The following is a 24,840-nucleotide window of genomic DNA, read 5'->3' as shown; positions in this document are numbered from 1 at the left end:
TGAAACTAACGGTTTGGATGTGATGTTATGGCGTATGACTATGAATTGGAAGTCGCCAGACAGGCGGCTTTGGAAGCGGGACGCGCTATTCTTGAGGTCTACTTTGAAGAGATTGAAGTTGTTCTGAAAAGTGATGATACGCCTGTGACAAGAGCGGATTACGCTTCCAACGCGCTGATTTTGGATCGGTTGATTCACGCGTTTCCGCATCACGGCTTCCTTTCGGAGGAATCCATTGATGATCCAATCCGACTGGAAAAGGAATATTGCTGGATTGTAGATCCGCTGGACGGCACTAAGGAATTTATCAAGAAAAATGGTGAATTTACGATCAATATCGCATTGGCCAAAGACCGTGAGATCGTCATGGGGATCGTCTACGCGCCGGTCAAGGAAGAACTGTTTTTCGCAATTCGTGGAGAAGGGGCATATATGGAAAAAGAGGGACAGTTAACCCGCCTTCACGTGTCCGAGAGATTGGTCGACCTGTACGCATTGAAATCCAGATCCCATGAAACCATTCGCTATGCTGAGCTTCTGGCAAAACACTCAGAGCGCATTCTAGTCATTCACAGGATGGGGAGCGCTTATAAAGGCTGCCTGATCGCCCGCGGAGACTATGATATCTATTATAATTTCGGTCACACCATGGTGTGGGACACGGCACCTGTGGATCTGATCGTGACTGAGGCGGGAGGCTATTTCAGGCAGCTCGATCACACGCTATTCAAGTACAACACAAAGAAGATCAAGAATGACAATGGATTTTTGATTTTGAATCGACCGGAGAATCGATTGGAATAAAAGGCGGAAGAGTCAAATCGGTCAATTATTGCTCAGCCCAAATGTCGGAATGACGACATTTGGGCTGGTTTTTTTTGAACATAAGGAAGCGGGTGTCTGACACCTTCTTCCAATGTCTTATTCGATTTTTATTGTTTAAGGTATTGACAAATCGGAAAGAGGTTCATATAATAAAATAAACAAATGATTACGAAGTAAACAAATGATTACGAGCTTTGCTCTAAAGCAATTCATGAAAGCAGGTGAAGCATGACTCAGAGAGAACAGGAAATCTACCAACTCATCCGCGAAAATCCTATGGTCTCCCAGCAGGAGATTGCAGACCGACTCGGGATTCAACGGTCCTCTGTGGCGGTACACATTTCGAACCTGATCAAGAAAGGCTGGATCGCCGGTAAGGGCTACATCCTGAATACCGGTGATTATGTGGTGGTGATCGGCGGTGCGACAATGGATCTGATGGGATTCTCGGACCGAACCTTTTTGGACGGAGAATCCAACCCGGGACGGACGCTGCTGTCGCCTGGCGGTGTGGGGCGCAATATCGCTGAAAACCTGGCCCGTTTGGGCTTGGAAGTTCATCTTATGACGGCGGTCGGTCAGGACCTCTATGGCCAGCAGCTGTTGGAGCGCTGCAGAGAGGCAGGCATTGACACACGCTCGACTTTGAAAATTCCCGGAGCGTCCACTTCTCTTTATCTGGCCATGATAGAACCGGATGGGGAGATGAAGCTGGCGCTTTCGAGTATGGCGGTCATGGATCAGCTGGATGTGGAAGCGCTGCGCCGGGAGGACGCGCTGCTCAGCGGGGCGGCGGCCATCATAGCGGATACAAATCTGCCGGAAAAGACGCTGACCTACCTGATGTCACAATATCGCCATATCCCTATTTACGTCGATCCGGTATCCGCCCCAAAATCCGAGCGGCTTAAAGGCGCGCTGGAGGGTATAGATACACTGAAACCCAATCAAAAAGAATTGGAGGCGCTGTCCGGAATGAAGACGGACACCCTAGACGAGGCGAAGAAAGCGGCGAAGGTCTTGTGCGAAAGCGGTATTCGGCGAGTCGTCGTCAGCATTGGAGCTCAAGGTGCACTGTTCGCGACCCGTGAGACAGTTCAATTTTTCAAGTCACTGCCTGTAAAATCAGCGAATGCCACAGGTGCAGGTGACGCCTTTATGGCGGGGCTCATCTACAGTGCCATCAACAAGTTTGATGACCGCGCCGCAATGGATTGCGCCATGTCCATGGCAGAATTGACCCTTGAAAGTGTGGATGCCATTGCTCAGAATTTGAATGAAAATTTGCTGATGAACCGACTCAATACCCATAAAATCGAAGATCGACTGTAAGTGAAAACCTGTGACCGGCATAAGACTGTGAATGTCTCTGCCGAGTAGAGAAAGGAGCAACTAAAATTATGAAACTAATACCTGAGATCCATCCTGAGGTGGCGGAAGCCCTTGCACTGGGACTTCCAGTTGTCGCTCTCGAGTCCACCATCATTTCGCATGGGATGCCTTATCCACAGAACGTCCAGACTGCCCTGGAAGTTGAAGAGCAGGTCAGGGAGGCGGGGGCGATTCCTGCGACCATCGGCATCATGGGCGGTAAGCTTAAGATTGGTCTGACGCCAGAGGAAATCGAAGAATTCGGAAAGTCTGACGATGTGGTCAAGGTTTCCCGAAGAGACCTGGCAACCGTAGTGGCCAGAAAGTTGAATGGCGCTACAACCGTTGCCACGACTATGATCCTGGCTGAAATGGCAGGGATCAGAGTTTTCGCCACCGGTGGTATTGGCGGTGTCCACAGGGGTGCCTCCGAGAGCTTTGACATTTCTGCGGATTTACAGGAGCTCGGGAAAACTAATGTGGCCGTGGTTTGTGCCGGAGCAAAGTCCATTCTGGACATTGGCCTCACCCTTGAATATCTGGAGACCATGGGCGTGCCGGTACTGGGTTATAAAACAGAGGATTTTCCTGCTTTCTATACGCGAACCAGCGGTTATCGCGTGGATGCAAAGCTGGAGTCTCCGGAAGATGCAGCGGAAATTTTAAGGACGAAATGGGCTCTGGGACTCAACGGGGGCGTCGTCATTGCCAATCCAATTCCGGAAGCCTTTGCCATGGATGAGGACCTGATCAACGACGCCATCGAGACAGCGCTGGAAGAGGCTGCCGCAAACCACATCCGGGGCAAAGAGTCTACCCCATTCCTGCTTGCCAAAGTCAAGGCTTTGACGGAGGGTCAGAGCCTTGAATCCAACATTGCCTTAGTGCTGAATAATGCGAAGCTGGCAGCGGAGATCGCTAAAGCGCTTGGTCCGGTGAACGAGTTATAAGTTTCAGAAGTGGGTGACGGGCGGAGGGGTGTGCCAACGGCTTGCGCCTGTCGGAAGGTGGAAGGCGGAAGGCGGTGTCAGACACCCGCTTCCACTTTGGCTCAAAATTTAAGGGACTGCCGCGACATGATTTGAGATCAGTCTGCGGCAGTCCCTGTTTGTTTGAGCAAATTGACTATACATGTGAACATGAGCACTGCACTTAAAGTGGTGTATTGAAGATTTTTTCTATCATGCGTGTCAGCAAGCCGTAATCCTCCCTGCACAGGGGATTGGACTCAAGGGCTTTCAGGGCGTGGGTCATCTCCCTGTAGTACCAGTACTGATCCTCTTTTGGCGCATTAAAGCTCGACCACACATCGCTTTCATCCATTTCCTCAAGGCTGCGGGCTATACTTTTCAGGTTGCATAATTTATCCGCCAGAATAATGAGCTTTGCATCCAGATTGCCGGGCTGACTGACCTTTTCAATCATAGCTTGTTTTCGGACACTCCAGGTCTGCGATTTATCATACTCTGAGCAAAAGGCGACCAAGGCCGCGACGTCTGAGCCAAACTGCGCGGCCACTTCGTCAAGCGTCCATAGTGTGTCTTCGACGACATCATGCAGCAAGGCGGCAATAACAACACTTTCATCAGCGCCCCACTTAGAAACCATTAGAGAGACTTCTATGGGGTGAACTGCGTAGGGATCCCCATCCAGCTTGCGGATCTGACCTTGATGTGCCTTCATGATGGTGTGAATGGCTTCATAGAGTTTCATGACATGACGCCTCCCAAAAGGTTGTCTGAATGTCCCAACCATTTCATTATACGCCTTTCAGATGAAGTTTCAAAGTTCTGAGATGGTGTATATATAAAACAGATTCATTGGGAGGTGTCACTATGTATTCAATGGACCAAGAAGTCATTAAAACCATTCGCCTGTTGTCAGCGGATGCGGTTGAAAAAGCAAATTCAGGACATCCCGGGCTTCCTATGGGCGCGGCGCCTATGGCCTATGTTCTCTGGAAGGACTTTTTGAAAGGCAGCGCCACAGACCCCCATTGGGCTGATCGCGATCGATTTGTACTCTCCGCGGGGCACGGCTCCGCTCTGATTTACAGTCTGCTTCACCTGTTTGGCTATCAGGTCACCCTGGAGGATCTTAAAAAATTTCGTCAGATTGGGAGCATCACCCCAGGCCATCCTGAGTTCGATGTGACACCGGGGGTTGAAACGACCACCGGACCCCTGGGTCAGGGTTTTGGCAATGCCGTCGGCATGGCCATTGCTGAGATGAGGCTGGCTGAGGAATTCAATACCCAGGATTTTAATCTGGTGGACCACTACACCTATGTATTGGCAGGTGACGGCGACCTGATGGAGGGGGTTGCCTCTGAAGCGGCTTCCCTTGCCGGGCATCTGAGGCTCGGAAAACTCATTGTTCTCTATGACGACAATGGAATTACCATTGACGGCGGTACGGAAATCGCTTTTACGGAGGATGTCCAAAAGCGCTTTGATGCTTATGGATGGCACGTTTCAAAGGTCGAGGACGGCAATGACTTGAGGGCCATTCATGATGCGATTCGAGAGGCGAGGCTGGATACGTCGAGGCCGTCGCTGATTTCGGTAAAGACGACCATCGGCTACGGCAGTCCGAATAAGGCTGGAAAATCCGCTGCCCACGGCGCGCCGCTCGGCACTGAGGAGCTCGCCATGACGAAGCTGCACATGGAGGCGGATCCGGATGAGTTTTTCAATGTACCTGAAGCGGTGCTCGCCCACATGAATGACATTATTGACCGTCGGGAGATCGACCGGTTCATGTGGGAGGAAAAAGTCGAGTCCTATATTCAAAATTATCCCGAAAAGGCGGCGAAGTGGAAGCAGTGGTTTGACTATGAACTGATGCATGACAGCTTTGACGCAGCGTCCTTCTTCAGGCTATTTGATAAAGCGGACGCGACGCGCAACATAGGCGGAGAGGTTATGAACGCGCTGGTCAGGCTGGCGCCAAACCTGATGGGGGGCTCAGCGGACCTGGGCAGCTCCACGAAGACCTATCTGAAGGGCAAGGGCGACTTTAGCCGCATGAACCGCGGTGGCGCGAATATTAATTTTGGTGTCAGGGAGCATGCCATGGGCGCGATCCTGAATGGCATGGCGCTTCATGGGGGGCTGCGGGTCTTTGGTTCCACATTCCTGGTCTTTGCCGATTATATGAAGCCTTCAATCCGCCTGTCCGCGATCATGGGCGTTCCGGTGGTTTACGTCTTCACTCATGACAGCATCGCCGTTGGGGAGGACGGGCCGACGCACCAGCCAATCGAGCATCTGCTGCTCCTCAGGTCTATTCCGAATTTATTTGTCTATCGGCCGGCGGACGGGATCGAGACCGCTGCGAGCTGGATCGAGATTTTGAAACGCGTTGAAGGACCTTCTGCGCTGATTTTGACGCGGCAGAACCTGGGCAGCCTCGGGGAGCGCGACCCGCAGGTCGATCGGGGGGCCTACGTGATCTTGTCTGAAGAGGGTGAGAAACCGGAGCTGATTTTGATGGCGACGGGCTCTGAAGTGGAGTTGGCCGTTAAGACGGCTCTGAAGCTCAGGGCGCTGGGAAAGGATCCGAGAGTTGTCAGCATGCCTTGTGTGGAGCAGTTTCTTGAGCAGAGCCCTGCTTATATTGAAACCGTGCTTCCAAAGGCGGTTGAGAAGCGGGTTACCATTGAGATGGGCAGAACGCTGGGCTGGGAGCGCTTTACAGGCCTAGGGGGCCTGACTATAGGCATTGACCGTTTCGGAGAGTCCGGACCGGGAGAGGCTGTTATGGCTCATTTTGGATTTACCCCGGACAAAGTGGCGGATCGAATCCTCGCTTACCTTGCCAAGTAAACAGAACTTGAGGTATCATAGGAAACGGCTTCCAAGTGATGGCGGCCGTTTCTTCTGTTTGAAAGGCCGGTTTATACCGGTCATTATTGGAATTTGGAGGTGTATCGTTTGAAATATTTCATGGCGTTCGGGCTGATTTGGCTGATGTTTGAAGCCGGAAACGCGCTGAGTCGTCTGATCGAACCAATAATTTTAATTCCCGGGAGCATTCTCGGGATGCTGATGCTGTTTGTGCTGCTGTTGACGGGCTTGGTGAAAATGGAATGGCTCACCCCAGTGACAGGTGTGTTCCTGAAACATATGAGCTTTTTCTTTATTCCGCTGGGTGTCGGATTTCTCGGGGCGGTGGATTTGATCGCACCTATTTGGATGAAGATGACGTTTCTGCTGATCCTGTCCAACCTGGCAGTGATGACAGGCGTCGGCTGGATCGTGCAGTGGCTGGCGAAAAGAGAGAAGGTGCGCTCGTGACAGAGATTTTATCTGAGTTTCCCATTGTGGCCATAGTCTGGGGCGTGACGCTGGCGGCCTATGCCTTTGGATGGTGGGTGAGCGGACGCGTCCGTCTGTCTCTGCTCAATCCTTTCCTGATTGGAACTTCGCTGGTGATTGGCGGGATCTTGATGTTTCGGCTTCCCTATGAACCTTATGATCAGGCGGGCAAGACGGTGACCTGGTTCCTGGGACCGGTGGTGGTCATGCTGGCGGTTCCCCTCTATCAGAGCCGCAAAACCCTGATGACGCATTTCCTGCCAATTTCGGCGGGTATCGCGTCGGGCATTGCGATTTCCGCAGGGACGGTCTATGGGCTTTCCAAAGCCTTTGGTCTGTCGCCGGAGTTGATCGTCTCGCTGATGCCAAAGTCCATTACCAATCCCATGGCTATTGAGGTAACCAAGATGTTTGGGGGGATCCCCGCCATAACCGTGGCTTCAGTGATTATCACCGGGGTTTTTGGTGCTTCTGTTTCCACTGCGGTCTTCAGGACAGCGCGTATTCACAATGATACTGCCAAGGGGATTGCCCTTGGGGCGGCTTCCCATGGGGTCGGTACTGCCAAGGCTATTGAGATCAGCAGCGAAGCCGGAGCGGCGAGCGGCCTCTCCATGGGGTTGACCGGCGTGGCGACAGTGCTGCTGGCCAGTTTGATCCGGAGTCTGCTGGGCGTATAAAGCAAGAGCTTGTGCCGATGGTCGTTCAAATGACCATCGGCATAATTTTTTTTCGAGGCAAGCGTTAAGGATTTCCACAATTTGGCCAGCCAATAATAAGGTCTCAAGGGACTTGTCCACAGGTTTGAGAGGGCAATATGGACGTTTTGATGACCTTGATTTTACAGCCTTAATTTGGTAGGATAAGTTCAAAGATCAAACGGTCACCGCACTCCCGCTTGAACAGGGTGGGGGATTTTTTCGGCTTTGATGTTCTATATCTAGTGTATACGTTCTAAAAACATTCTACATATTGTGTTGGGAGGCTTGCCAAGACTATGATGACGAGTATTGAAAAGCGCAACGGAGAGATCGTTTTCTTTGATCGATCCAAGATTGAACAGGCAGTCTTAAAGGCGCTGGTCGCCACGCATCCCCAAAGATCGAGGAGCAGTCTGAAGAAGCTGTCAGAGGTCGTGACGGACTATGTGGTAGAGGCTGCAGGGAGTCGTGCTTTTGAAGGCGGGATTCCAAAAGTTGAAGAAGTTCAGGATCTCGTTGAAAACACGCTGATGTCTATAGGCGAGCATGATACGGCGCGCACCTACATCAAATACCGTTATGAACACAAGAAGATTCGCGAGGAGCGGCAGTCGGTCAAGGATATACTCAATATGTTTGACGATTACATAGGAAAAAGCGACTGGATGGTCCGGGAGAATTCCAACATGAGCTACAGCCTGCAAGGGCTGAACAACCATATTATCGCCAAGGCCTCCCAGATCTTCTGGCTGCACCACGTCTATGACGAGACCATTCGAAATGCCCACGAGAACGGGGATCTGCACATTCATGACCTTGGTCTCGTGTCGACCTATTGCTGCGGGTGGAGTCTCGAAGACCTGCTGCTGAGGGGCTTCGGCGGCGTTCCAGGCAAAGTTGAGTCAGGACCGCCAAACCATTTTGAGTCGGCGCTGATGCAAGTGGTCAACTTTATCTATACACTTCAGGGTGAAGCAGCGGGTGCTCAGGCCATTTCCAACTTTGATACGCTGCTGGCACCGTTCGTACGCCATGACAACCTGAGTTATGACGACGTCTATCAGGCTATGCAGGCCTTTGTCTTCAATATGAACATCGCGACGCGCGTGGGTTTCCAGACGCCGTTTTTCAACATTACCATGGATAAAGAGGTACCTTCCACTCATAAGGACCTACCGGTCATCATTGGCGGGAAGCACCACTTTGACAAGGCCTACGGCGAGTTTCAGGCAGAAATGGACATGATCAATATGGCGTTCTGCGAGGTCATGATGGAAGGCGACGCCAAGGGACGCGTCTTCACCTTTCCAATTCCAACTTACAACATTACCCGGTCCTGGGATTGGTCAAATCCGGTCACGGACAAAATCATGGAGATGACGGGCAAGTTTGGCATTCCGTACTTCAGCAACTTCGTCAACTCAGATCTCGATCCGGAAGACGTGCGGTCCATGTGCTGCCGGCTCAGACTGGACAATACCGAGCTGAGGCGACGCGGCGGCGGCTTGTTCGGCGCCAATCCAAAAACGGGTTCCATTGGTGTCGTCACCATCAATATGGCGAGACTGGGCTACCTTTCCAGAGATTTTGATGAGCTCTGCGAGCGCCTGGAGCGCCTGATGGAGATCGCGAAGTCGTCGCTGGAATTGAAGCGGGACATTCTTGAGATCAATATGAAGCGAGGCCTGTATCCTTATTCCAGGTACTATCTTCAGGACATTTACGAGGGACATGGCGCGTATTGGTTTAACCATTTTGCGACCATCGGCCCAAATGGGATGAATGAGTGCATTCAGAACTTCACCAAAGGCAGGGAGGACATTACGACGGAAGCCGGACGAGCGATGGCTGAGCGGGTACTGGACTTCATGAACGAAGTGCTGGTGCGGTTCCAGGTTTCGACGGGGCATCTTTACAACCTGGAGGCCAGCCCTGCAGAGGGAACGGCTTACAGATTTGCGAGACTCGACACCGCGAAGTATCCGGAAATCATGACGGCCGGCAAAGACGTGCCGTATTACACCAACAGCACACAGCTCCCTGTAGGCTACACGCCGGATCTGTTCGACGCGCTGGACCACCAGGACAGCCTTCAGACGCGCTATACCGGTGGGACGGTGTTCCACGCCTTTATCCCTGAGAAGATCGACTCAAAAGAAGCGCTCAAGTCCCTGATTCACAAGGTGTCAAGTCGGTACAGGCTGCCATATTTCACCATCACGCCGACTTTCAGTATTTGCCCGACGCACAAATACCTTCGCGGCGAGCAGAAAACCTGTCCGGAATGCGGCGAGGTCACGGAAGTCTGGTCGCGCGTCGTTGGTTATCACAGACCGGTTCAGAACTGGAACGACGGCAAGCAGCAGGAGTACGAGGAGCGCGTCGAGTTTGAGGTGGCGAACTAATGGAAACCATGGCGATCGGGGGACTCATCAAGACGACACTGATCGACTTTCCGGGCGAAGTCGCCACGGTACTCTTCGCAACGGGATGCAATTTCAATTGTCCCTATTGTCATAACCGGCCGCTGATTTTGCCATCTGCCGAGACGCTGACCAAAGGCACTGTCATGGCACACCTCGAGAAACGGGCTGGGCTTTGTGACGGCGTGGTAATCAGCGGCGGGGAGCCTACGCTGCAGCCGGGACTTGAAGCGGCAGTTGTAGAGATCCGAAACCTGGGGTACAAGGTTAAACTGGATACCAACGGCACTCGGCCGGAGGTGCTGAAACGCCTGCTGGACAGGGGGCTGCTGGATTATGTGGCCATGGACGTGAAAAGCTCTGCGGACCGACATGAGCGGGTAACCGGCGGCAAAGCGGGGGATCGGGCTGCAGTGGAGCGGAGCATGGATCTGCTGATGAGCTCAACGGTGGCTCACGAATTCAGGACAACGGTGGTCTTTCCGCTGCATGATTACGAAGAAGTCCGGCGGATTGGGGTTCGCGTCGCGGGAGCAGGGAAATGGGTACTGCAGGCTTATAAGCCAGCACCATCGATTCCTGAGGAGGAGACCCTTGCGTCTCCGCCCATGGGGACGCTGGAAGCCTGGAAGGCTCAGCTGGAGCGTGACATTCCGGGTGTCAACATTGAATTGAGAACGGGTTATTAGTATGAAAGCCAGAAAGCCAGTAAGCCAAAGGTCTCCGGGACATTGTTCCGGGGGCCTTTTTATTGATGGGAGGCGACGGTCTTGATTGGGTGGGAGTTGGTGTCAGCAGCTGACGCCTATCGCGGCTGACGCCTATCGCGGCTGACGCCTATCGCGACTGATGCCTATCGCGACTGATGCCTATTGCGACTGATGCCTATTGCGACTGATGCCTATTGCGACTGACGCCTGTCACGCTTATCGATCACCATTTCCTCTTACGAAGTATGGATATACAAATAATATAAAAAAGATTATACTATAGGTGGCAAAAATGCGACTGCTTCAAACTGCAGAAGTGACTGCGGGAGGAATAATATGCTGACTGGCATTGGTACTGATATAATTGAAATAGATAGAATCCGGCGTGCAATCTCGCGTCACAGCCGGTTTTTGGAACGGGTTTTTACAAGGAATGAACTTGATCTTTTCGAGAGCCGGGGCATGGACATGGCCAGTATTGCTGCGAATTTTGCCGGCAAAGAAGCTGTACTGAAGGTTTTGGGAACGGGCATTACAGGACTGTCATGGAAGGATATTGAGATCCTGAGAGAGATGTCCGGAAAGCCCTATGTCAGGCTTTCAGGTTCTGCGGCTGACCTCGCCGAGCAACTGGAAATCGAAGAGATTCTGATTTCGCTTTCCCATTCAAAAACACAAGCTCTGGCTTTCGCAACAGGTCAAAGGAGGTAATATAGAATTATGAGACTCGCCATGAATCATCAGATGCAGCAGATTGACCGAAAAGCTATAGAAGAATACGGAATCCCCAGCATTGTCCTCATGGAGAATGCCGGTAAGGTCGTCGTAGATGAAATAATGAAAATGAGACATGAGTTCCAGAAGGCTGTTATTGTCTGTGGTCCCGGGAACAACGGCGGCGACGGCTTCGTCATTGCGCGCCACCTCTTCAATCTGAATGTACCCGTCAAAGTCTTTGTGGTCGGAAAAGTGTCTGAACTGAATCACGACTCCATGCTGAATTATTCCATTCTCAAAAAGCTTGAGTTTCAAATAGACGAAATTAAAGATGACGCCAGCATCCTGGCATTTGAGCGTTTTCTAAGACCCGGAAACCTGATTATCGATGCCATATTTGGAACGGGGATGACGAGAAGAGTAGAGGGCATTTACGAACGCACCATTGATGCCATTAACGAGATGGCTCATCAAGTCCTGTCTGTCGACCTGCCTTCCGGTATTGACGGCAATACAGGCCACGTTTTGGGTACGGCCATTGACGCGGACAAGACTGTTGCACTGGTCATTTCCAAGGTCGGAAATATTATGTTTCCGGGGTCAGATTACAATGGCGAAGTCATTATCAAAGGCATTGGCGTACCGGATGTCATTATCGAAAAGGTCGGCATCAAATATAATTTGATTACAAGCGACATCATCACACCGCTGATTCCACATCGAAAGCGCAACTCTCACAAAGGGGACTATGGTAAGGGGCAGATCATCGCAGGATCCATCGGCATGGCCGGCGCGGCAATATTGGCTTGTCGGGCGGCGCTCAGGTCCGGCATGGGGCTGCTGAAGCTCTATATCCCTGAAAGTTTAAATACGCTGATCACGACCAGCGTTCCTGAAGTCATTACTGTGCCAATGTCCGAAGTTCGACGCGGGGTCATAGGGATCAGTAATTTCCAAAAAATTATTGAAGATACCTGCTGGCCGGACGTCATCGCCATTGGTCCCGGATGCGGCGTCAATGCCGAGATTTCAGAGCTTATAAAGCGCCTCCTGAACGAAACCAGTGTGCCGATGGTCATTGACGCAGACGGCCTCAACGCACTTTCAAAGAGCCTTCACTGGCTGGAAAACAAAAAATGCCCGGTGGTACTTACACCACATGTCGGAGAAATGTGCCGTCTGACCGGACTCAGTGCAGAGGAGATCAACGCGGATCCCATCGGGACAGCAGTTCAGTTTTCAAAGACCTGGAAAACTGTAACTGTACTCAAAGGTGCGCGCACGGTCATCGCAACACCGGAGGGTGAAGTGTATGTCAATATCAATGGCAATTCGGGCATGGCCACTGCCGGAAGCGGCGATGTGCTGACCGGCGTCATCACCAGCATGATCGCCCAGGGACTCGACCCTGTGGGTGCCGCAGTGATTGGCGTCTATCTGCATGGCCGGGCCGGGGACCTCATGGTGGCTGAGCGCGGTGAGCATGGACTGCTTGCAGGCGATTTGGTATTTGGATTGACCAAAGCCATTCGTGAATTGGTGGAGACTTAGTGTCCGGCAAAACAAAAACCAGACTGAATACAGAATGAAATTTCGCATGACTGCGTTGTCGTCAATTGCGATGCTGCCCAGTTTTGCTCATTCCAATGTGATGGAGGCATTAATATGATCGATTTGACTCAAATTCCAAGACCCGTTTGGGCGGAAATCAACCTGGAGCACCTGTCGCACAACTTGACTGAAGTCAGACGGCTGACCAGGAAGGATGCCATGGTCATGGCGGTCGTCAAGGCGGACGCCTATGGCCACGGCGCGGTTGAATCCTCACGTACGCTGCTCGCAGCCGGCGCAGACCGACTCGCTGTTGCGGTTCTCAATGAAGCACTGCAGCTGCGCCAGGCGTTTCCGGAAACTGACATCATGGTGCTGGGCTACACGCCGCCGCATCTATATGATCAGGTGGCTGCCAACCGTATCATTCAGACCATTTACAGCATGTCCCACGCTAAACCGCTCTCAGAAGCTGCTGTCAGAAATGGCGTAGAAATTCGGGTGCATATCAAGCTCGACACGGGCATGCACCGAATCGGGATGCCTGCCAATGAGGAGACGATCCGAGAAATTCTGGAGATTTCAAAGCTGCCGGGTCTTGTGATTGAAGGGATCTTCACGCACTTTGCCGTCGCGGATGAGGTGGATAAAGCCTATACCATGAAGCAAGTCGAAAAATATAATTTTGTGGTGAAAGGGCTGGAAGCTGGCGGTCTCATGATTCCGATCCATCATGTGTCAAACAGTGCTGCCATCATTGATTTGCCTGAACTCAACTACAACATGGTGCGGGCGGGGATCATGCTCTACGGCCTCTATCCGTCACAGGATGTGATTAAAGACCGTGTTGTCCTGAAGCCGGTCATGAGCCTGAAAGCCTGCCTCTCCCATGTCAAGACCCTCGAGGCCGGCAGCGGGATCAGTTATGGACTGAAATACATCACTCAGGGCACTGAGGAAATCGCCACAATGCCTCTCGGTTATGCCGATGGTTACACGCGTATGCTCAGCGGAAAGGGCGAAGTTCTTTTTAAAGGGCAGCTTAGACCTCTCACCGGCCGAATTTGCATGGACCAGTGCATGTTTGAAGTGACTGGTCTTGGCGCCAAGCCTGGGGATGTGGCCATACTCTTTGGCGAAGACGGAGAGGGAAACGTGCTGCCTGTGGAATCCCTCGCAGACAAGCTGGGTACTATCAATTACGAAATGGTCTGTATGATTGACAAACGGGTACCGAGAGTTTATGTCCGAAGCGGCGAGATCACAGCGGTTAAAGACTATGTTTCTATGATTGATTAGGATTTTTTTCTTACAGGATGTTGCAGTTTCAGAATTCACATTTCACATGGTAGTTGTGTTTACATGGCACTGGACTTTACGAACACGTCCGGATGGTGTAAAATAAATTGAATCGATCCCCCAGGTCAGACAGGAGGTGTTCAGAATGGGCGAAGAGGTCATGGGCATGCATGGCAAGAGTCATTGCCTTACAAGGCTTGAGTACCCGGAAGATATCATGGATGATATCAAGAATGATCCGGACATCAAATGCTATTATGAAAACGACTTTGTCGTATGCTTTGACTCACGTGTAGAAAGTCTGCGAAAGCTGCTCGAAGAGAAGGTTTTTGAACTCGAAAGCGGTTATCAGACTATGGCCAGCTTTAATCTGGACTACTGTGAAGTCGGCTTCCGTTGTGACAATTGTACCTATGAGCGTTACGAACACATGCTTGAAGTAGAAGAGGACGAAGATGCCTTTTTCTAATGTTAAACGCGGTGATGTATTTTTCGCTGATTTGAGTCCAGTCGTAGGGTCCGAGCAAGGGGGGCAAAGACCTGTACTGATCATTCAGAACGACGTGGGAAACAAATACAGCCCAACGGTAATTATTTCTGCCATCACGGGCAAAATCAGCAAAGCAAAGCTGCCAACCCACGTGGAAATTTCAAAAGATGAGCTGGGCCTCGTCAAGGATTCTGTTGTTCTTCTTGAACAGATCCGTACCATTGACAAGAAGAGACTGATCCAAAAGCTCGGGGCGTTGAGTCCTGAAGTTATGGAGAAGATAGATGTGGCTTTATTGGTCAGCTTAGGACTATATGATCTTGGCGGAGGCGTCCGGCGTTAGCTGGAGGCCTCTCACATTGAGATTTTAAATATGGGAATCTCAACCATTTGTAGGGCCAAGCCGGTACAAGGGTTGTAGGAGGTAAAAAATTGAACAAAGTGATAAAAAATCTGGGTCACATGGCACTTGGCGCTATTATGGCGCTTGCGCTTTTTGGAGCGGTTTCAGTCGCAACTTCCGGTGATCCAGGTACATCTACGGATCCGGTTGTAACAAAGAGCTACGTGGAAAAAAGACTGTCTGAAATCTCAGCTGTGTTTGATAGAAAACTTGAGCAATTGAGCGATCGCGTTGAAGCCGTCGTTGAATCGGGCTCCGGCACAGGTCCGGCAGCGCCAGGCGCACCGCCCGCTTTTGTAGTCATAGAGCTTGCGGATGGGGATCTGGTGACTTTCGGGGAAAACACCCAAGTCATCTTAAGGGGCGGCGCTGCGACGGCCATTGCTGCAGAGAATGATCTGCCTGACGTTACCGGTGGCACAGGTCTCGGGCTAGGCACTAAGGTGCCGCTGAATCACCTGATCATCATCCCTAAAAATGACGGCCGCGGCATGAAAATTGTAGATAGAGCCTGGCTAATGATTGCAGGACAATATACCGTCACTAAGGCGGCTCAGTAACTTCGACATTGGTTGCTGAATTAAGTGGAAAGAACTAACCGCCAGATGAGGAGCGTACGGTAAAATGGATAAAACTTTGAAGAAAATAGTGTTGATTATGATGGCCCTGAGCATGATCGCGACGGGCCTTCTCGACGTGTCCAGAGCAAAAGCAGAACGTCAGGCCAGGACCGTGGATTTAGTTCTGGATTACGATGAATTTTATGAGATGGCCAATCAGTCCGGGATGTCGTTTGAAAACTGGATGACATTTTTCGCAGAACAAGGCGTGCGGCATGTGGCATTGAATGAAGAAACGCTTAAGAGCTTGAAAGCTCAGGGTCGGGCAATCTCTTACGCCACACAGCTGGAGTTTGTTTCTGAGAGCCATTGGGACCAGGGCTTACCGTCGCAGCTGGTATCAGACCTCGCCGGCAGTCAGGCAGATCAATACGATCTAGTAGTGGAGACATCCGATCCGGAGACTGCAAACTTTATTGAAACTGGTTTGAGATCAAGAGTGGGAAAAGATTTTTATGAAACCTACAGCAGTCCGGAAACTACCTGGTTTGTCATTGATGGCACTGTAGAGCAGGCGCTGTTTGAAACAGGCAGGATCATGACCGGCGCAGACGGCAAAGTCGTTGAGCGGCCGGATGTCTATACAAACAGTCTTCTCGACCGAATCGGCATTGGCTTTGATCCTGTGAAAATTGAAGCAGTGCGCGCGGGCGGGCTCGAGGTTTTGCCTCGCCCCATCAATAATCCACTGAATCCAAATCTGGCTCTGGAGGCCTTTGAAGAGGATTTTTTGAGTTATGGCTTTGAGACGACCTATATCATTTACAGCGGTCAGGAAGTCATTGGCTACAATGGGGAAGAGGTGATGTCCCTGGATCGTCTGATTCAGACTCTGGACAGACTCGGATTGTCCACCAGCCTGATTGAGGCCGGGAATCAGCTCGGGCACGTTGAGACGCGCGGCGGAGAGTATGTAGCTGAGAACAGCCATTATAAGGCGGTTCGAGTGTTCCCAGTCGTCCGTTATATTCAAAAAAGAATTGGCATTTACAATTATAATGGCTCTGAAGAGATTGAAAATACGCTTTACCGCGCGATAACAGAGCGCAACATACGAAGTATCTATATGAGGCCATTTTTGGAAAATGATCGTGTTTATCTGACGGATCGCAATGAATATGAGAGAATGTTCACTTCACTTGAGACGCGCATTGCGGCTCATGGACTATCTTTCGGTGATGCGGGCGTAATGGGCTTTAATACGCCTTCTCTGTCTTTGAAACTGATTTCAGGCATGGGCCTGGTCGCAGCCGCGGTATGGCTTCTCTCTCAGATGGTGAGACTCACACTGCCTGTTGGTGCGGCACTGGCCGGACTCGGCACTCTGGGTGTCGCAGGCGCTCTGTTTGTCGCGCCAAATTTGGCGACAGCGCTTCTGGGGCTGACATCAAGCCTTATCTTTCCTGCTCTGTCCGTCTATATTTTATTGGATCAGCTAAAAAAAATATTCGATAAGAAGGCGTCCATGAGCAACACGGACATCATCAAAAGAGCGGTCGTCCTTTTAGCTGTGACATTCTTCGTGTCATTGGCAGGCGGGTACTATATAGGCGGATTTCTCTCATCCTCTTCCTATCTTCTCGAAATGGAGTATTTCAGAGGCGTCAAACTGTCACTTGGCGCGCCAGTTGCTGCGGCTGCAATATTCTATATCCTCAAATTTGGTTATGGCCGCAAGGCAGATCACGGGGCTGCTAATGAAAAGAATGGTACCGTCTACTGGAAAGATTTGCTGAGTCTCCTGGATGCCAGCATAAAAATGAAGCATTTGGCCATCCTCGGCGCAGCGGCAGTCGTCGCCTATGTCTATATTGCGCGATCCGGCCATGAGACTGACCTTCAGCCTTCAACTCTCGAAATGATTTTTAGAAATACATTAGAACAAATGCTCCTCGCCCGACCAAGAACGAAGGAATTCCTCATGGCATTTCCGGCAGTGATGATGGTGGCTGCAATGGCTGCCAAGAAACGCAAAGCGCTGATTTTGCCGCTGGTTCTCATTGCGTCTCTTGGCTATTCCTCTGTCGTCAATACCTTTTCGCATCTGAGGTCGCCGCTCTATTTGTCCACAGTTAGAGAACTTTATGCCCTTGGCCTGGGTCTTGTGCTTGGCGTTGTGGCTGTGATCATCCTTTTGATTCTGGACAAGTGGCTGGTGGAAGGGTTATATGCAAAGTGGCAAAGGGGCCGTGAAAATGACCAGGCATAATCTTCTGATTTCAGGTTATTATGGATTTGGAAATATTGGTGATGAGGCTATTTTGGATACTATGCTGAAAAGAATCCAAAACGCGGTACCTGAAGCACAGATCACGGTCTTATCTGCCAACCCGGAGCGGACTCAGACTTTATACGGCATAAAAGCTGTCAAACGCGCACATCCTTTGAAGGTACTCAGTGCTGTCTTCAAATGTGATACCCTGATCAGTGGCGGCGGCAGCCTGATCCAGGATGTTACCGGCAGACTGAGCATCCATTATTATCTGATGATTCTCCTGGCTGCCAGCTTGCTTGGAAAACGCGTCATGGTCTATAGTCAGGGGATAGGGCCGATCCAGAAGCCATTGAATCGCTTTCTGACAAAATGGATTTTGAATCGAGCGGATGTCATCACTGTAAGGGAAGAGAACTCAAAGACGGATTTGATTCAAATGGGGATACGGCCGGAGCGCCTTTTTGTGACGGCGGATCCCGTCATTGACATGGATTGCCCGGGTACAGGTATTGGAGAGACTATTCTCGAAAAGGCCGGACTTGATTTGAAGTCTCCTGAAAAGCGTGTCGCCTTTGCTTTGAGATCGAAGGATTTCAGAGATCAGCAAGCTTTTGATGCCCTATGCAGTGTGGTAGAAATCTTATTGGATAAACAATGTGCTGTAATAATGCTGCCTTTTCATTTTTCGGAGGACCTGGAAGTAATTCAGCGCCTGGAGGCGAACTTTGGAGGACGAATCCATGCCTTGGTCGAGCGTCATTCCATTCAGGAAATACTGAGTGTGATCCATACCATGGATCTGCTGGTCGGGGTCAGACTCCATGCTTTAATATTTTCGGCAGTCGCGGGGACCCCTCTTATTGCATTATCTTACGATCCTAAGATTGACTACTTTATGAAAGCGATAGGGCAGTCGACCTTTGGTGCAGTAAAGGATTTTGAACCTGAGCAGTTGACTCGGGGAATTTTGGAAAAACTTGACAACACGGAAACAGATCGCGCGACTCTCATCTCGGCTGTTGAGGACCTGAAGTCCAGGCTTGACATTAACGAGCGCGAACTTGTGAAATTGCTGGGAGGGAAGTAAGCGAATGACTAGTGAATCGATCAAGATTCTTGGGGTACGCGTAGATAAGGTCAATCCGGTGGAAGCCTATAACCGGTTTTTACATTTGATGGACAGTCATACCATGTCTATGATTTTTACGCCCAATACTGAGATTGTCATGATGGCGCAGCAGGATAAGGCTCTGCGATCAATTCTGCGTGAGGCGGACCTCGTAGTACCGGATGGAATTGGCCTGGTCTATGCCTCCAAGCTTCATAACCTCGGGCTGGATGAACGCGTGACAGGGATTGACCTCATGGAGCGTATTCTTAAGTATTGTCATACCACGAAGCGTTCCATCTACATACTGGGCGGTAAACCTGGGGTGGCTGAGCGCGCTATGGAAGCGATCCTGAAGGTTTACCCGAGTATTGAGTCAAAGGGATACCAGGATGGTTATTTCAAGCCGGAGAATGAATTGAAAATCATCGATCGAATCAATGAGCTTAAGCCAGACATTCTCTTTGTTGCCATGGGTGCGCCCAAACAGGAGAAATGGATCTACAAGCACAGAAAAATCCTCAATGTTAAAGTCGCCATGGGTGTCGGGGGCAGTGTGGATGTCTGGGCGGGAACGGCCAAGCGCGCTCCGGTCTTTTACCAAAAGGCCAATTTGGAATGGCTCTACCGTCTGATAAAAAATCCGAGCCGGGTTGGCCGGATGATGGCGCTTCCAAAGTTCATGTTTAAAGTTCTTTTAAGCAGAGATTTCAGCAAGGATTATGCGCCTAAAGGTGAAGAAGGTATCAATGGCGGGAATTCGGAAGCATCAGTTTCGGCTTCTCCGGATAAACACGCCAGCAATTGATAGTCTATACACAATAACTGAAAAACAGGAGGTACTGAAGTGTCGCACCGCAACATTGCACTTGAAACGACTGCGCGTCAGATCCGCAGGGATATAATTGAGATGACGCATGCCGCCAAATCGGGACACCCTGGCGGATCTTTATCTGCCGTAGAAATCCTGACGACGCTCTATTTTGATGAAATGAAGATCGATCCAGCTGAGCCAAAACTTGCGAACAGGGATCTGTTTGTCCTTTCCAAGGGACACGCGGCACCTGTACTCTACGCTGCGCTGGCCAGACGGGGCTATTTTAATCCGGAGGAACTCATCACACTAAGACAGCTTGGCTCGAAACTTCAAGGACATCCTGACATGAAGAATATCCCAGGCGTCGAAATGTCTACTGGATCCCTCGGACAAGGCTTCTCAACTGCGGTTGGCATGGCATTATCGACAAGAGTCACCGGCTCTAAGAGCCGTGTTTACGCGCTGCTTGGAGACGGGGAACTCAATGAAGGTCTGATTTGGGAAGCGGCTATGGCCGGAGCTCACTATAAGCTCTCCAACCTGGTGGCTATTCTTGATTTCAATGGTCTTCAAATTGATGGCACCAACGACGAGGTCATGGCTGTATCACCTGTGGATCAGAAATTCAAGAGCTTTGGATGGAATGTACTGACCGCTGACGGCCACGATTTTGATGATTTGAAACGCGTCTTTGCTGAGGCGAAGACTTGCGAGAACGCCCCTACGGTCATTCTGGCGACGACTGTTAAGGGAAAGGGTGTCTCATTTATGGAAAACCAGGTCGGCTGGCACGGAAAAGCGCCATCCGCCGAGGAAAAAGCACGCGCAATTGAAGAGTTAGGAGGTGCTGATCATGTCTAATCCTTCAGCACAGAAAAAAATGGCCACACGTGAAGCCTATGGAGAAATTCTGGCAGAGCTTGGCGAAAAATACCCTGAGGTTGTCGCGCTGGACGCGGATCTTTCAAAATCTACTAAAACAGATGTTTTTGCCAAGAAGTTTCCGGATCGTTTTTTTGACATGGGCATAGCGGAGCAGAACATGATGGGTGTTGCTGCCGGAATGGCTGCTGCCGGTCTGAAACCGTTCGCGAGTACTTTTGCCATGTTTGCGGCGGGACGTGCTTTTGAGATCATTCGCAATTCCATTTGTTATCCAAATTTGAACGTGCGCATTTGCGCGACTCACGCTGGGATTACTGTCGGGGAAGATGGGGCCTCTCATCAGGCTATTGAAGATCTCGCACTGATGCGTGCGCTGCCAAATATGACAGTGATCCAACCCTCAGACGGCGTTTCTGCTAAAGCACTGATTGAAGCCAGCCTGGAGGTCAAAGGTCCGGTTTATGTGCGACTCGGTCGTGCGGCGGTACCAATGCTCTACACAGCGGATACGGCTTTTGAGATTGGCAAGGCTATGATGCTGCGCGACGGTTTCGATGTCGCGCTGATTGCGACAGGTATTATGGTCAATGAGGCCATGAAGGCTGCGGAAATCTTGGCTGAGAAGAACATCACAGTCCGGGTTCTTGACGTGCATACCCTGAAGCCTATTGACTCTGAGGCGATCCTGAAAGCAGCGGCTGAGACTCAATTGATTGTAACGGCAGAAGAGCACAGCATCATTGGAGGACTTGGATCCGCTGTCGCTGAGGTGACAGCAGAGGGCTGTCCGGTCAAAGTGGTTCGTCTTGGCATTATGGACACCTTTGGCGAATCCGGTACGCCGGAAGCGCTCATGAAAAAGTATGGTCTCACTTCAGATCATATTGTTGAGGTCGTCTTGAAAAATTTGAAGTAAAGCGGTATTAGGACGATACAAGATCTTTGATAAGGAGAGAAGCGGAAGATGATTCCCGTTTCTTTCCTTTTTCTTTAAGAATGTGGAAGGCGGTGTCTGACACCCTCTTCCGTATGACACCCTCTTCCGCATTTCGCGATCTTCATACTTTTTTTCTAATTTTATAAAAAATTATGACGATTATGTAAAAAAGTCGTCTTTCTTGTGTTGACAATCAATTGTTCATTCAGTATAATCCATTTAATACCTGATAAGAGCGTTGAAGGAGAGCTTCAGCGGCAAGGTCCTTTCAGAGAGTCCGTCACTTGGTGTGAGACGGGTAAGGGTCGCCGGTGGAACATCGCTCCGGAGCTTCCGGTTCGAACTAACAGTAGACCGGTACGGCTGTCCCCGTTAAAAGACTGGAATTCGCGACGTCGTGCGCCGATTCGAAGAGGCGGTTTTAAACCGTAAAGTAGAGTGGTACCATGGGGAATCCCCCATCTCTACGAGCTGATTGAGCTCGTGGTGGTGGAGGGTCTTTTTTTATACCCGGAACGCCGACGAAAATAAGACAGGAGGTTATTAAAATGACGAAGAAACTTCATGCCAAAGTCGATCATGGTGTAGATGGACTCATTCGCGTCCTTAGTACATTGAGAAGAAGAGAGTTCGACGTCGTCGGCGTCGAAATGGAGGAGCACGAAGGTGCCCTTTGGATCACACTGGATGCGCCGGACCAAACAACTGACCGCGCGCTCGAACATGTCAGAAAACTCTATGGCGTCCATGACGTCCGCTGGGTTCGATAAAAAGGAGGAAATATTAAAATGGCAAAGATGTATTACGAAAACGAAATTTCCAAAGAAGCACTCGCAGGTCAAACTGTCGCCGTCATTGGTTATGGAAGCCAAGGCCGCGCTCATGCCATGAACCTAAAAGAGAGCGGATTTGATGTCGTGGTGGGTCTCTATGAAGGAAGCCCGTCCGTCAAGCGCGCTGAGGCAGATGGGCTAAAAGCTGTCAGTGTTTCAGAAGCAGCACGTGTCGCAAATGTCGTCATGATTCTCGTTCCTGACGAGCGCCAGAAAAAGGTTTATGACGAGCATATCGCGCAGCATATTACATCAGGGAAATCTCTCGTTTTCGCTCACGGCTTCAGCATCCACTTTGGACAAATTGTGCCACCGGCAGATGTCGATGTATTCATGATCGCTCCTAAAGGCCCGGGCCACCTGGTCAGAAGAGTCTATGAAGAAGGCCGCGGCGTTCCAGCGCTCGTCGCAGTTCATCAGAATGCAACCGGCAAAGCTCTCGACAAAGCCCTTGCTTATGCTGCAGGTATTGGTGCTGCAAGAGCAGGCGTTCTTGAGACGACTTTCAAAGAAGAAACTGAAACGGACCTCTTTGGTGAGCAGGCAGTTCTTTGCGGTGGCGCGACAGAACTCGTCAAAGCCGGATTTGACACCCTTGTCGAAGCTGGTTATCAAAAGGAAATTGCATACTTCGAGTGTCTCCATGAACTCAAGCTCATTGTTGACCTTCTTTATGAAGGCGGCTTTGAAAATATGCGTTTCAGCGTCAGCGACACGGCTGAGTATGGCGATTACATGATTGGCAAGCGTATTATCAACGACGCAACTCGCGCGGAAATGAAGAAAGTTCTCGCTGAAATCCAAAGCGGCCAATTCGCAAAAGCTTGGATCGAAGAAAACGAAAAAGGCCGTCCAATTTTCAATAAAATTAAAGCTGCTGAACTTGAGCACCCGATTGTCGAAACAGGCAAGAATCTGCGGTCTATGATGTCGTGGATCAGACAGTCGGAGGTGAAATAAAGTGAAGAGCTCCGCTATGAAGAGCGGTGTGGAGAGAGCGCCACACCGCTCTCTTCTCAAAGCCCTTGGCCTCACCAACGAGCAGATCGAGCGTCCGCTCGTCGGCATTCTTCATGGCCATAACGAAATCGTTCCTGGACATACACATCTCGACAAGCTGGTTCTGGCGGTCAAAGAAGGCGTTCTGATGAACGGCGGCATGCCTATTGCTGCGCCGTTCATCGCTGTATGCGACGGTATAGCCATGGGTCACAGAGGCATGAGATACAGCCTGCCTAGCCGCGAACTGATTGCTGACTCCATTGAGACCATGGTGATCGCCCATGCCTTTGATGCCCTTGTCATTATTCCAAACTGCGACAAGACAGTTCCCGCTGCACTGATGGCTGCGGCGAGACTTGATATTCCAACTGTCATTGTCAGCGGCGGCGCAATGCTTGCCGGCAAGACCAAGGACAAAGTGACTGACTTGACGACCGTTTTCGAAGGTGTTGGCCGACACGCCCAAGGCGGCATGAGCGATGAGGAGATCGACGATCTTGAGAACAGCGCCTGCCCGACCTGTGGCTCTTGCTCAGGCATGTTTACCGCGAACTCCATGAACTGCCTCACAGAGGCGCTGGGTATGGGTCTCCCTGGCAATGGCACTATTCCTGCGGTCTACGCAGATCGCACGCGACTTGCGAAAATGGCTGGCGCAGCGGTCATGAAACTGTTCCAGGAGAATAAGACTCCGAGCCAGATCATGACACCGCAAGCCTTTGAAAATGCCCTTGCAGTCGATATGGCCCTTGGCGGTTCCAGCAACACTATTCTCCACTTGACTGCAATCGCGGCAGAATTTGATTTCGTTCTTGATCTCCGGCGTGTGGACGAGATCAGCAAAACAACACCAAACCTCTGCAGATTGAGCCCTGCAGGCCCTTACCATATCGAAGACCTTCACGATGCAGGCGGCATCAGCACGGTGATCAAGGCCCTTGGGGCAATTGGCCGTTTTGACCTATCCCAGCAAACCGTGGATGGTACCTTTGAAACAAGAGTCGCAAGAGCCAAATTGCCGGATGGGAAGGTCATCGCTAAAACTGACGCGCCTTATTCTGAGCAGGGCGGCATAAAAATCCTCTTTGGCAACATTGCACCGGAGGGTGCAGTTGTCAAACAATCGGCAGTCTCTCCAAAAATGAGAAAATTTGAAGGGCGTGCCAGAGTTTTCGAATCCGAGGAAAACGCTACAGCGGCACTGCTTTCAGGCAAGATTGAAAAAGGCGACATAGTCGTCATTCGCTATGAAGGTCCTAAGGGCGGCCCGGGCATGCGTGAAATGCTTGCGCCTACGTCGACCCTCAGTGGTCTTGGTCTGGACGAGCATGTGGCACTGCTGACGGATGGCCGCTTCTCCGGCGCAACCCGCGGCGGCGCTATTGGCCATATTTCACCTGAAGCCTACGAAGGCGGTCCAATCGCTTTTGTCGCTGAAGGCGATACCATCTCTTTTGACCTCGACAAGGGCACCTTGAATGTCGACGTCGAGCCTGAAATTTGGGAGGCGCGAAAGGGCAACTGGTCCGCTCCTGAAAAACCGGTCACCGGATATCTCAAAAAATACAGGGCAAGCGTCACCTCTGCATCCAAGGGCGCGATTTGCCGTTAGGA

23 protein-coding genes and 1 other annotated feature are annotated in these 24,840 nt (G+C 50.9%); of the genes, 22 read left to right on the top strand and 1 reads right to left on the bottom strand.

Annotation, left to right across the window (positions count from 1 at the left end):
* Nucleotides 1-27 precede the first annotated feature (27 nt).
* From AC4PHM_RS09985 to AC4PHM_RS09975, 3 genes are all read left to right on the top strand, one after another.
* Nucleotides 28-804, top strand: coding sequence for a 3'(2'),5'-bisphosphate nucleotidase CysQ family protein (locus AC4PHM_RS09985; RefSeq protein WP_492017667.1), 777 nt, complete (start codon nucleotides 28-30; stop codon nucleotides 802-804).
* A 249-nt stretch (nucleotides 805-1,053) separates the two neighbouring features.
* Nucleotides 1,054-2,157, top strand: coding sequence for a PfkB family carbohydrate kinase (locus AC4PHM_RS09980; RefSeq protein WP_492017666.1), 1,104 nt, complete (start codon nucleotides 1,054-1,056; stop codon nucleotides 2,155-2,157).
* 68 nt (nucleotides 2,158-2,225) lie between these two features.
* Nucleotides 2,226-3,146 (top strand): pseudouridine-5'-phosphate glycosidase, encoded by a 921-nt coding sequence (locus AC4PHM_RS09975; RefSeq protein WP_492017665.1) that lies wholly within the window; start codon nucleotides 2,226-2,228, stop codon nucleotides 3,144-3,146.
* A 202-nt stretch (nucleotides 3,147-3,348) separates the two neighbouring features.
* Here the strand turns inward: AC4PHM_RS09975 and AC4PHM_RS09970 are convergent, their stop codons facing one another.
* A complete protein-coding gene (locus tag AC4PHM_RS09970; protein ID WP_492017664.1) occupies nucleotides 3,349-3,909 on the bottom strand; it encodes an HD domain-containing protein in 561 nt (186 codons plus the stop codon).
* Between the two features lie 122 nt (nucleotides 3,910-4,031).
* Between AC4PHM_RS09970 and tkt the strand changes: the two genes are divergently transcribed.
* The 19 genes from tkt to ilvD all read left to right on the top strand — a co-directional run bounded on the left by tkt (nucleotide 4,032) and on the right by ilvD (nucleotide 24,838).
* Nucleotides 4,032-6,023, top strand: coding sequence for a transketolase (tkt, locus tag AC4PHM_RS09965; protein WP_492017663.1), 1,992 nt, complete (start codon nucleotides 4,032-4,034; stop codon nucleotides 6,021-6,023).
* 108 nt (nucleotides 6,024-6,131) lie between these two features.
* The gene (locus AC4PHM_RS09960) at nucleotides 6,132-6,494 is read left to right on the top strand and encodes a CidA/LrgA family protein (protein ID WP_492017662.1); all 363 of its coding nucleotides are present in this window, start codon (nucleotides 6,132-6,134) and stop codon (nucleotides 6,492-6,494) included.
* Nucleotides 6,491-7,195, top strand: a complete 705-nt coding sequence (locus tag AC4PHM_RS09955; protein WP_492017661.1) for an LrgB family protein — start codon at nucleotides 6,491-6,493, stop codon at nucleotides 7,193-7,195. The genes AC4PHM_RS09960 and AC4PHM_RS09955 overlap by 4 nt, the downstream gene beginning before the upstream one ends.
* Before the next feature lie 317 nt (nucleotides 7,196-7,512).
* Complete coding sequence (locus tag AC4PHM_RS09950; protein ID WP_492017660.1) at nucleotides 7,513-9,621, top strand: ribonucleoside triphosphate reductase; 2,109 nt, start codon at nucleotides 7,513-7,515, stop codon at nucleotides 9,619-9,621.
* Nucleotides 9,621-10,328: an anaerobic ribonucleoside-triphosphate reductase activating protein gene (locus AC4PHM_RS09945; RefSeq protein ID WP_492017659.1), complete on the top strand. Its 708-nt coding sequence runs from the start codon at nucleotides 9,621-9,623 to the stop codon at nucleotides 10,326-10,328. The genes AC4PHM_RS09950 and AC4PHM_RS09945 overlap by 1 nt, the downstream gene beginning before the upstream one ends.
* 357 nt (nucleotides 10,329-10,685) lie before the next feature.
* The gene (gene acpS, locus AC4PHM_RS09940; RefSeq protein ID WP_492017658.1) at nucleotides 10,686-11,060 is read left to right on the top strand and encodes a holo-ACP synthase; all 375 of its coding nucleotides are present in this window, start codon (nucleotides 10,686-10,688) and stop codon (nucleotides 11,058-11,060) included.
* 9 nt (nucleotides 11,061-11,069) lie between these two features.
* The gene (locus tag AC4PHM_RS09935) at nucleotides 11,070-12,617 is read left to right on the top strand and encodes an NAD(P)H-hydrate dehydratase (protein WP_492017657.1); all 1,548 of its coding nucleotides are present in this window, start codon (nucleotides 11,070-11,072) and stop codon (nucleotides 12,615-12,617) included.
* A gap of 114 nt (nucleotides 12,618-12,731) precedes the next feature.
* Complete coding sequence (alr, locus tag AC4PHM_RS09930; RefSeq protein ID WP_492017656.1) at nucleotides 12,732-13,916, top strand: alanine racemase; 1,185 nt, start codon at nucleotides 12,732-12,734, stop codon at nucleotides 13,914-13,916.
* Nucleotides 13,917-14,061: 145 nt separating this feature from the next.
* A complete protein-coding gene (locus AC4PHM_RS09925; RefSeq protein ID WP_492017655.1) occupies nucleotides 14,062-14,385 on the top strand; it encodes a hypothetical protein in 324 nt (107 codons plus the stop codon).
* Nucleotides 14,372-14,749, top strand: coding sequence for a type II toxin-antitoxin system PemK/MazF family toxin (locus AC4PHM_RS09920; protein WP_492017654.1), 378 nt, complete (start codon nucleotides 14,372-14,374; stop codon nucleotides 14,747-14,749). Before AC4PHM_RS09925 ends, AC4PHM_RS09920 begins: the two co-directional genes overlap by 14 nt.
* An 89-nt stretch (nucleotides 14,750-14,838) precedes the next feature.
* On the top strand, nucleotides 14,839-15,369 hold the full coding sequence (locus tag AC4PHM_RS09915) for a hypothetical protein (RefSeq protein WP_492017653.1): 531 nt from the start codon (nucleotides 14,839-14,841) through the stop codon (nucleotides 15,367-15,369).
* A 64-nt stretch (nucleotides 15,370-15,433) separates the two neighbouring features.
* Entirely contained in the window at nucleotides 15,434-17,638 is a 2,205-nt protein-coding gene (locus AC4PHM_RS09910) for a DUF5693 family protein (RefSeq protein ID WP_492017652.1), read from the top strand.
* Nucleotides 17,625-18,731 (top strand): polysaccharide pyruvyl transferase CsaB, encoded by a 1,107-nt coding sequence (gene csaB, locus AC4PHM_RS09905; RefSeq protein ID WP_492017651.1) that lies wholly within the window; start codon nucleotides 17,625-17,627, stop codon nucleotides 18,729-18,731. The genes AC4PHM_RS09910 and csaB overlap by 14 nt, the downstream gene beginning before the upstream one ends.
* Nucleotides 18,732-18,735: 4 nt before the next feature.
* The gene (locus AC4PHM_RS09900) at nucleotides 18,736-19,560 is read left to right on the top strand and encodes a WecB/TagA/CpsF family glycosyltransferase (protein ID WP_492017650.1); all 825 of its coding nucleotides are present in this window, start codon (nucleotides 18,736-18,738) and stop codon (nucleotides 19,558-19,560) included.
* 39 nt (nucleotides 19,561-19,599) lie between these two features.
* Nucleotides 19,600-20,430, top strand: coding sequence for a transketolase (locus AC4PHM_RS09895; protein WP_492017649.1), 831 nt, complete (start codon nucleotides 19,600-19,602; stop codon nucleotides 20,428-20,430).
* Nucleotides 20,423-21,370 (top strand): transketolase family protein, encoded by a 948-nt coding sequence (locus AC4PHM_RS09890; protein ID WP_492017648.1) that lies wholly within the window; start codon nucleotides 20,423-20,425, stop codon nucleotides 21,368-21,370. Before AC4PHM_RS09895 ends, AC4PHM_RS09890 begins: the two co-directional genes overlap by 8 nt.
* Nucleotides 21,371-21,620: 250 nt before the next feature.
* Nucleotides 21,621-21,860: a binding site (T-box leader), on the top strand.
* Nucleotides 21,861-21,939: 79 nt separating this feature from the next.
* On the top strand, nucleotides 21,940-22,161 hold the full coding sequence (locus tag AC4PHM_RS09885) for an ACT domain-containing protein (protein WP_291403908.1): 222 nt from the start codon (nucleotides 21,940-21,942) through the stop codon (nucleotides 22,159-22,161).
* Between the two features lie 18 nt (nucleotides 22,162-22,179).
* On the top strand, nucleotides 22,180-23,184 hold the full coding sequence (gene ilvC / locus AC4PHM_RS09880; RefSeq protein WP_492017647.1) for a ketol-acid reductoisomerase: 1,005 nt from the start codon (nucleotides 22,180-22,182) through the stop codon (nucleotides 23,182-23,184).
* A gap of 1 nt (nucleotide 23,185) precedes the next feature.
* A complete protein-coding gene (ilvD, locus tag AC4PHM_RS09875) occupies nucleotides 23,186-24,838 on the top strand; it encodes a dihydroxy-acid dehydratase (RefSeq protein ID WP_492017646.1) in 1,653 nt (550 codons plus the stop codon).
* The last annotated feature ends 2 nt before the right edge of the window (nucleotides 24,839-24,840 follow it).

The organism is Acidaminobacter sp. QWL-03 (assembly GCF_058683855.1).
The sequence above is the reverse complement of the archived record's forward strand: the minus strand, read 5'-3'. Positions and strand labels throughout refer to the sequence as shown.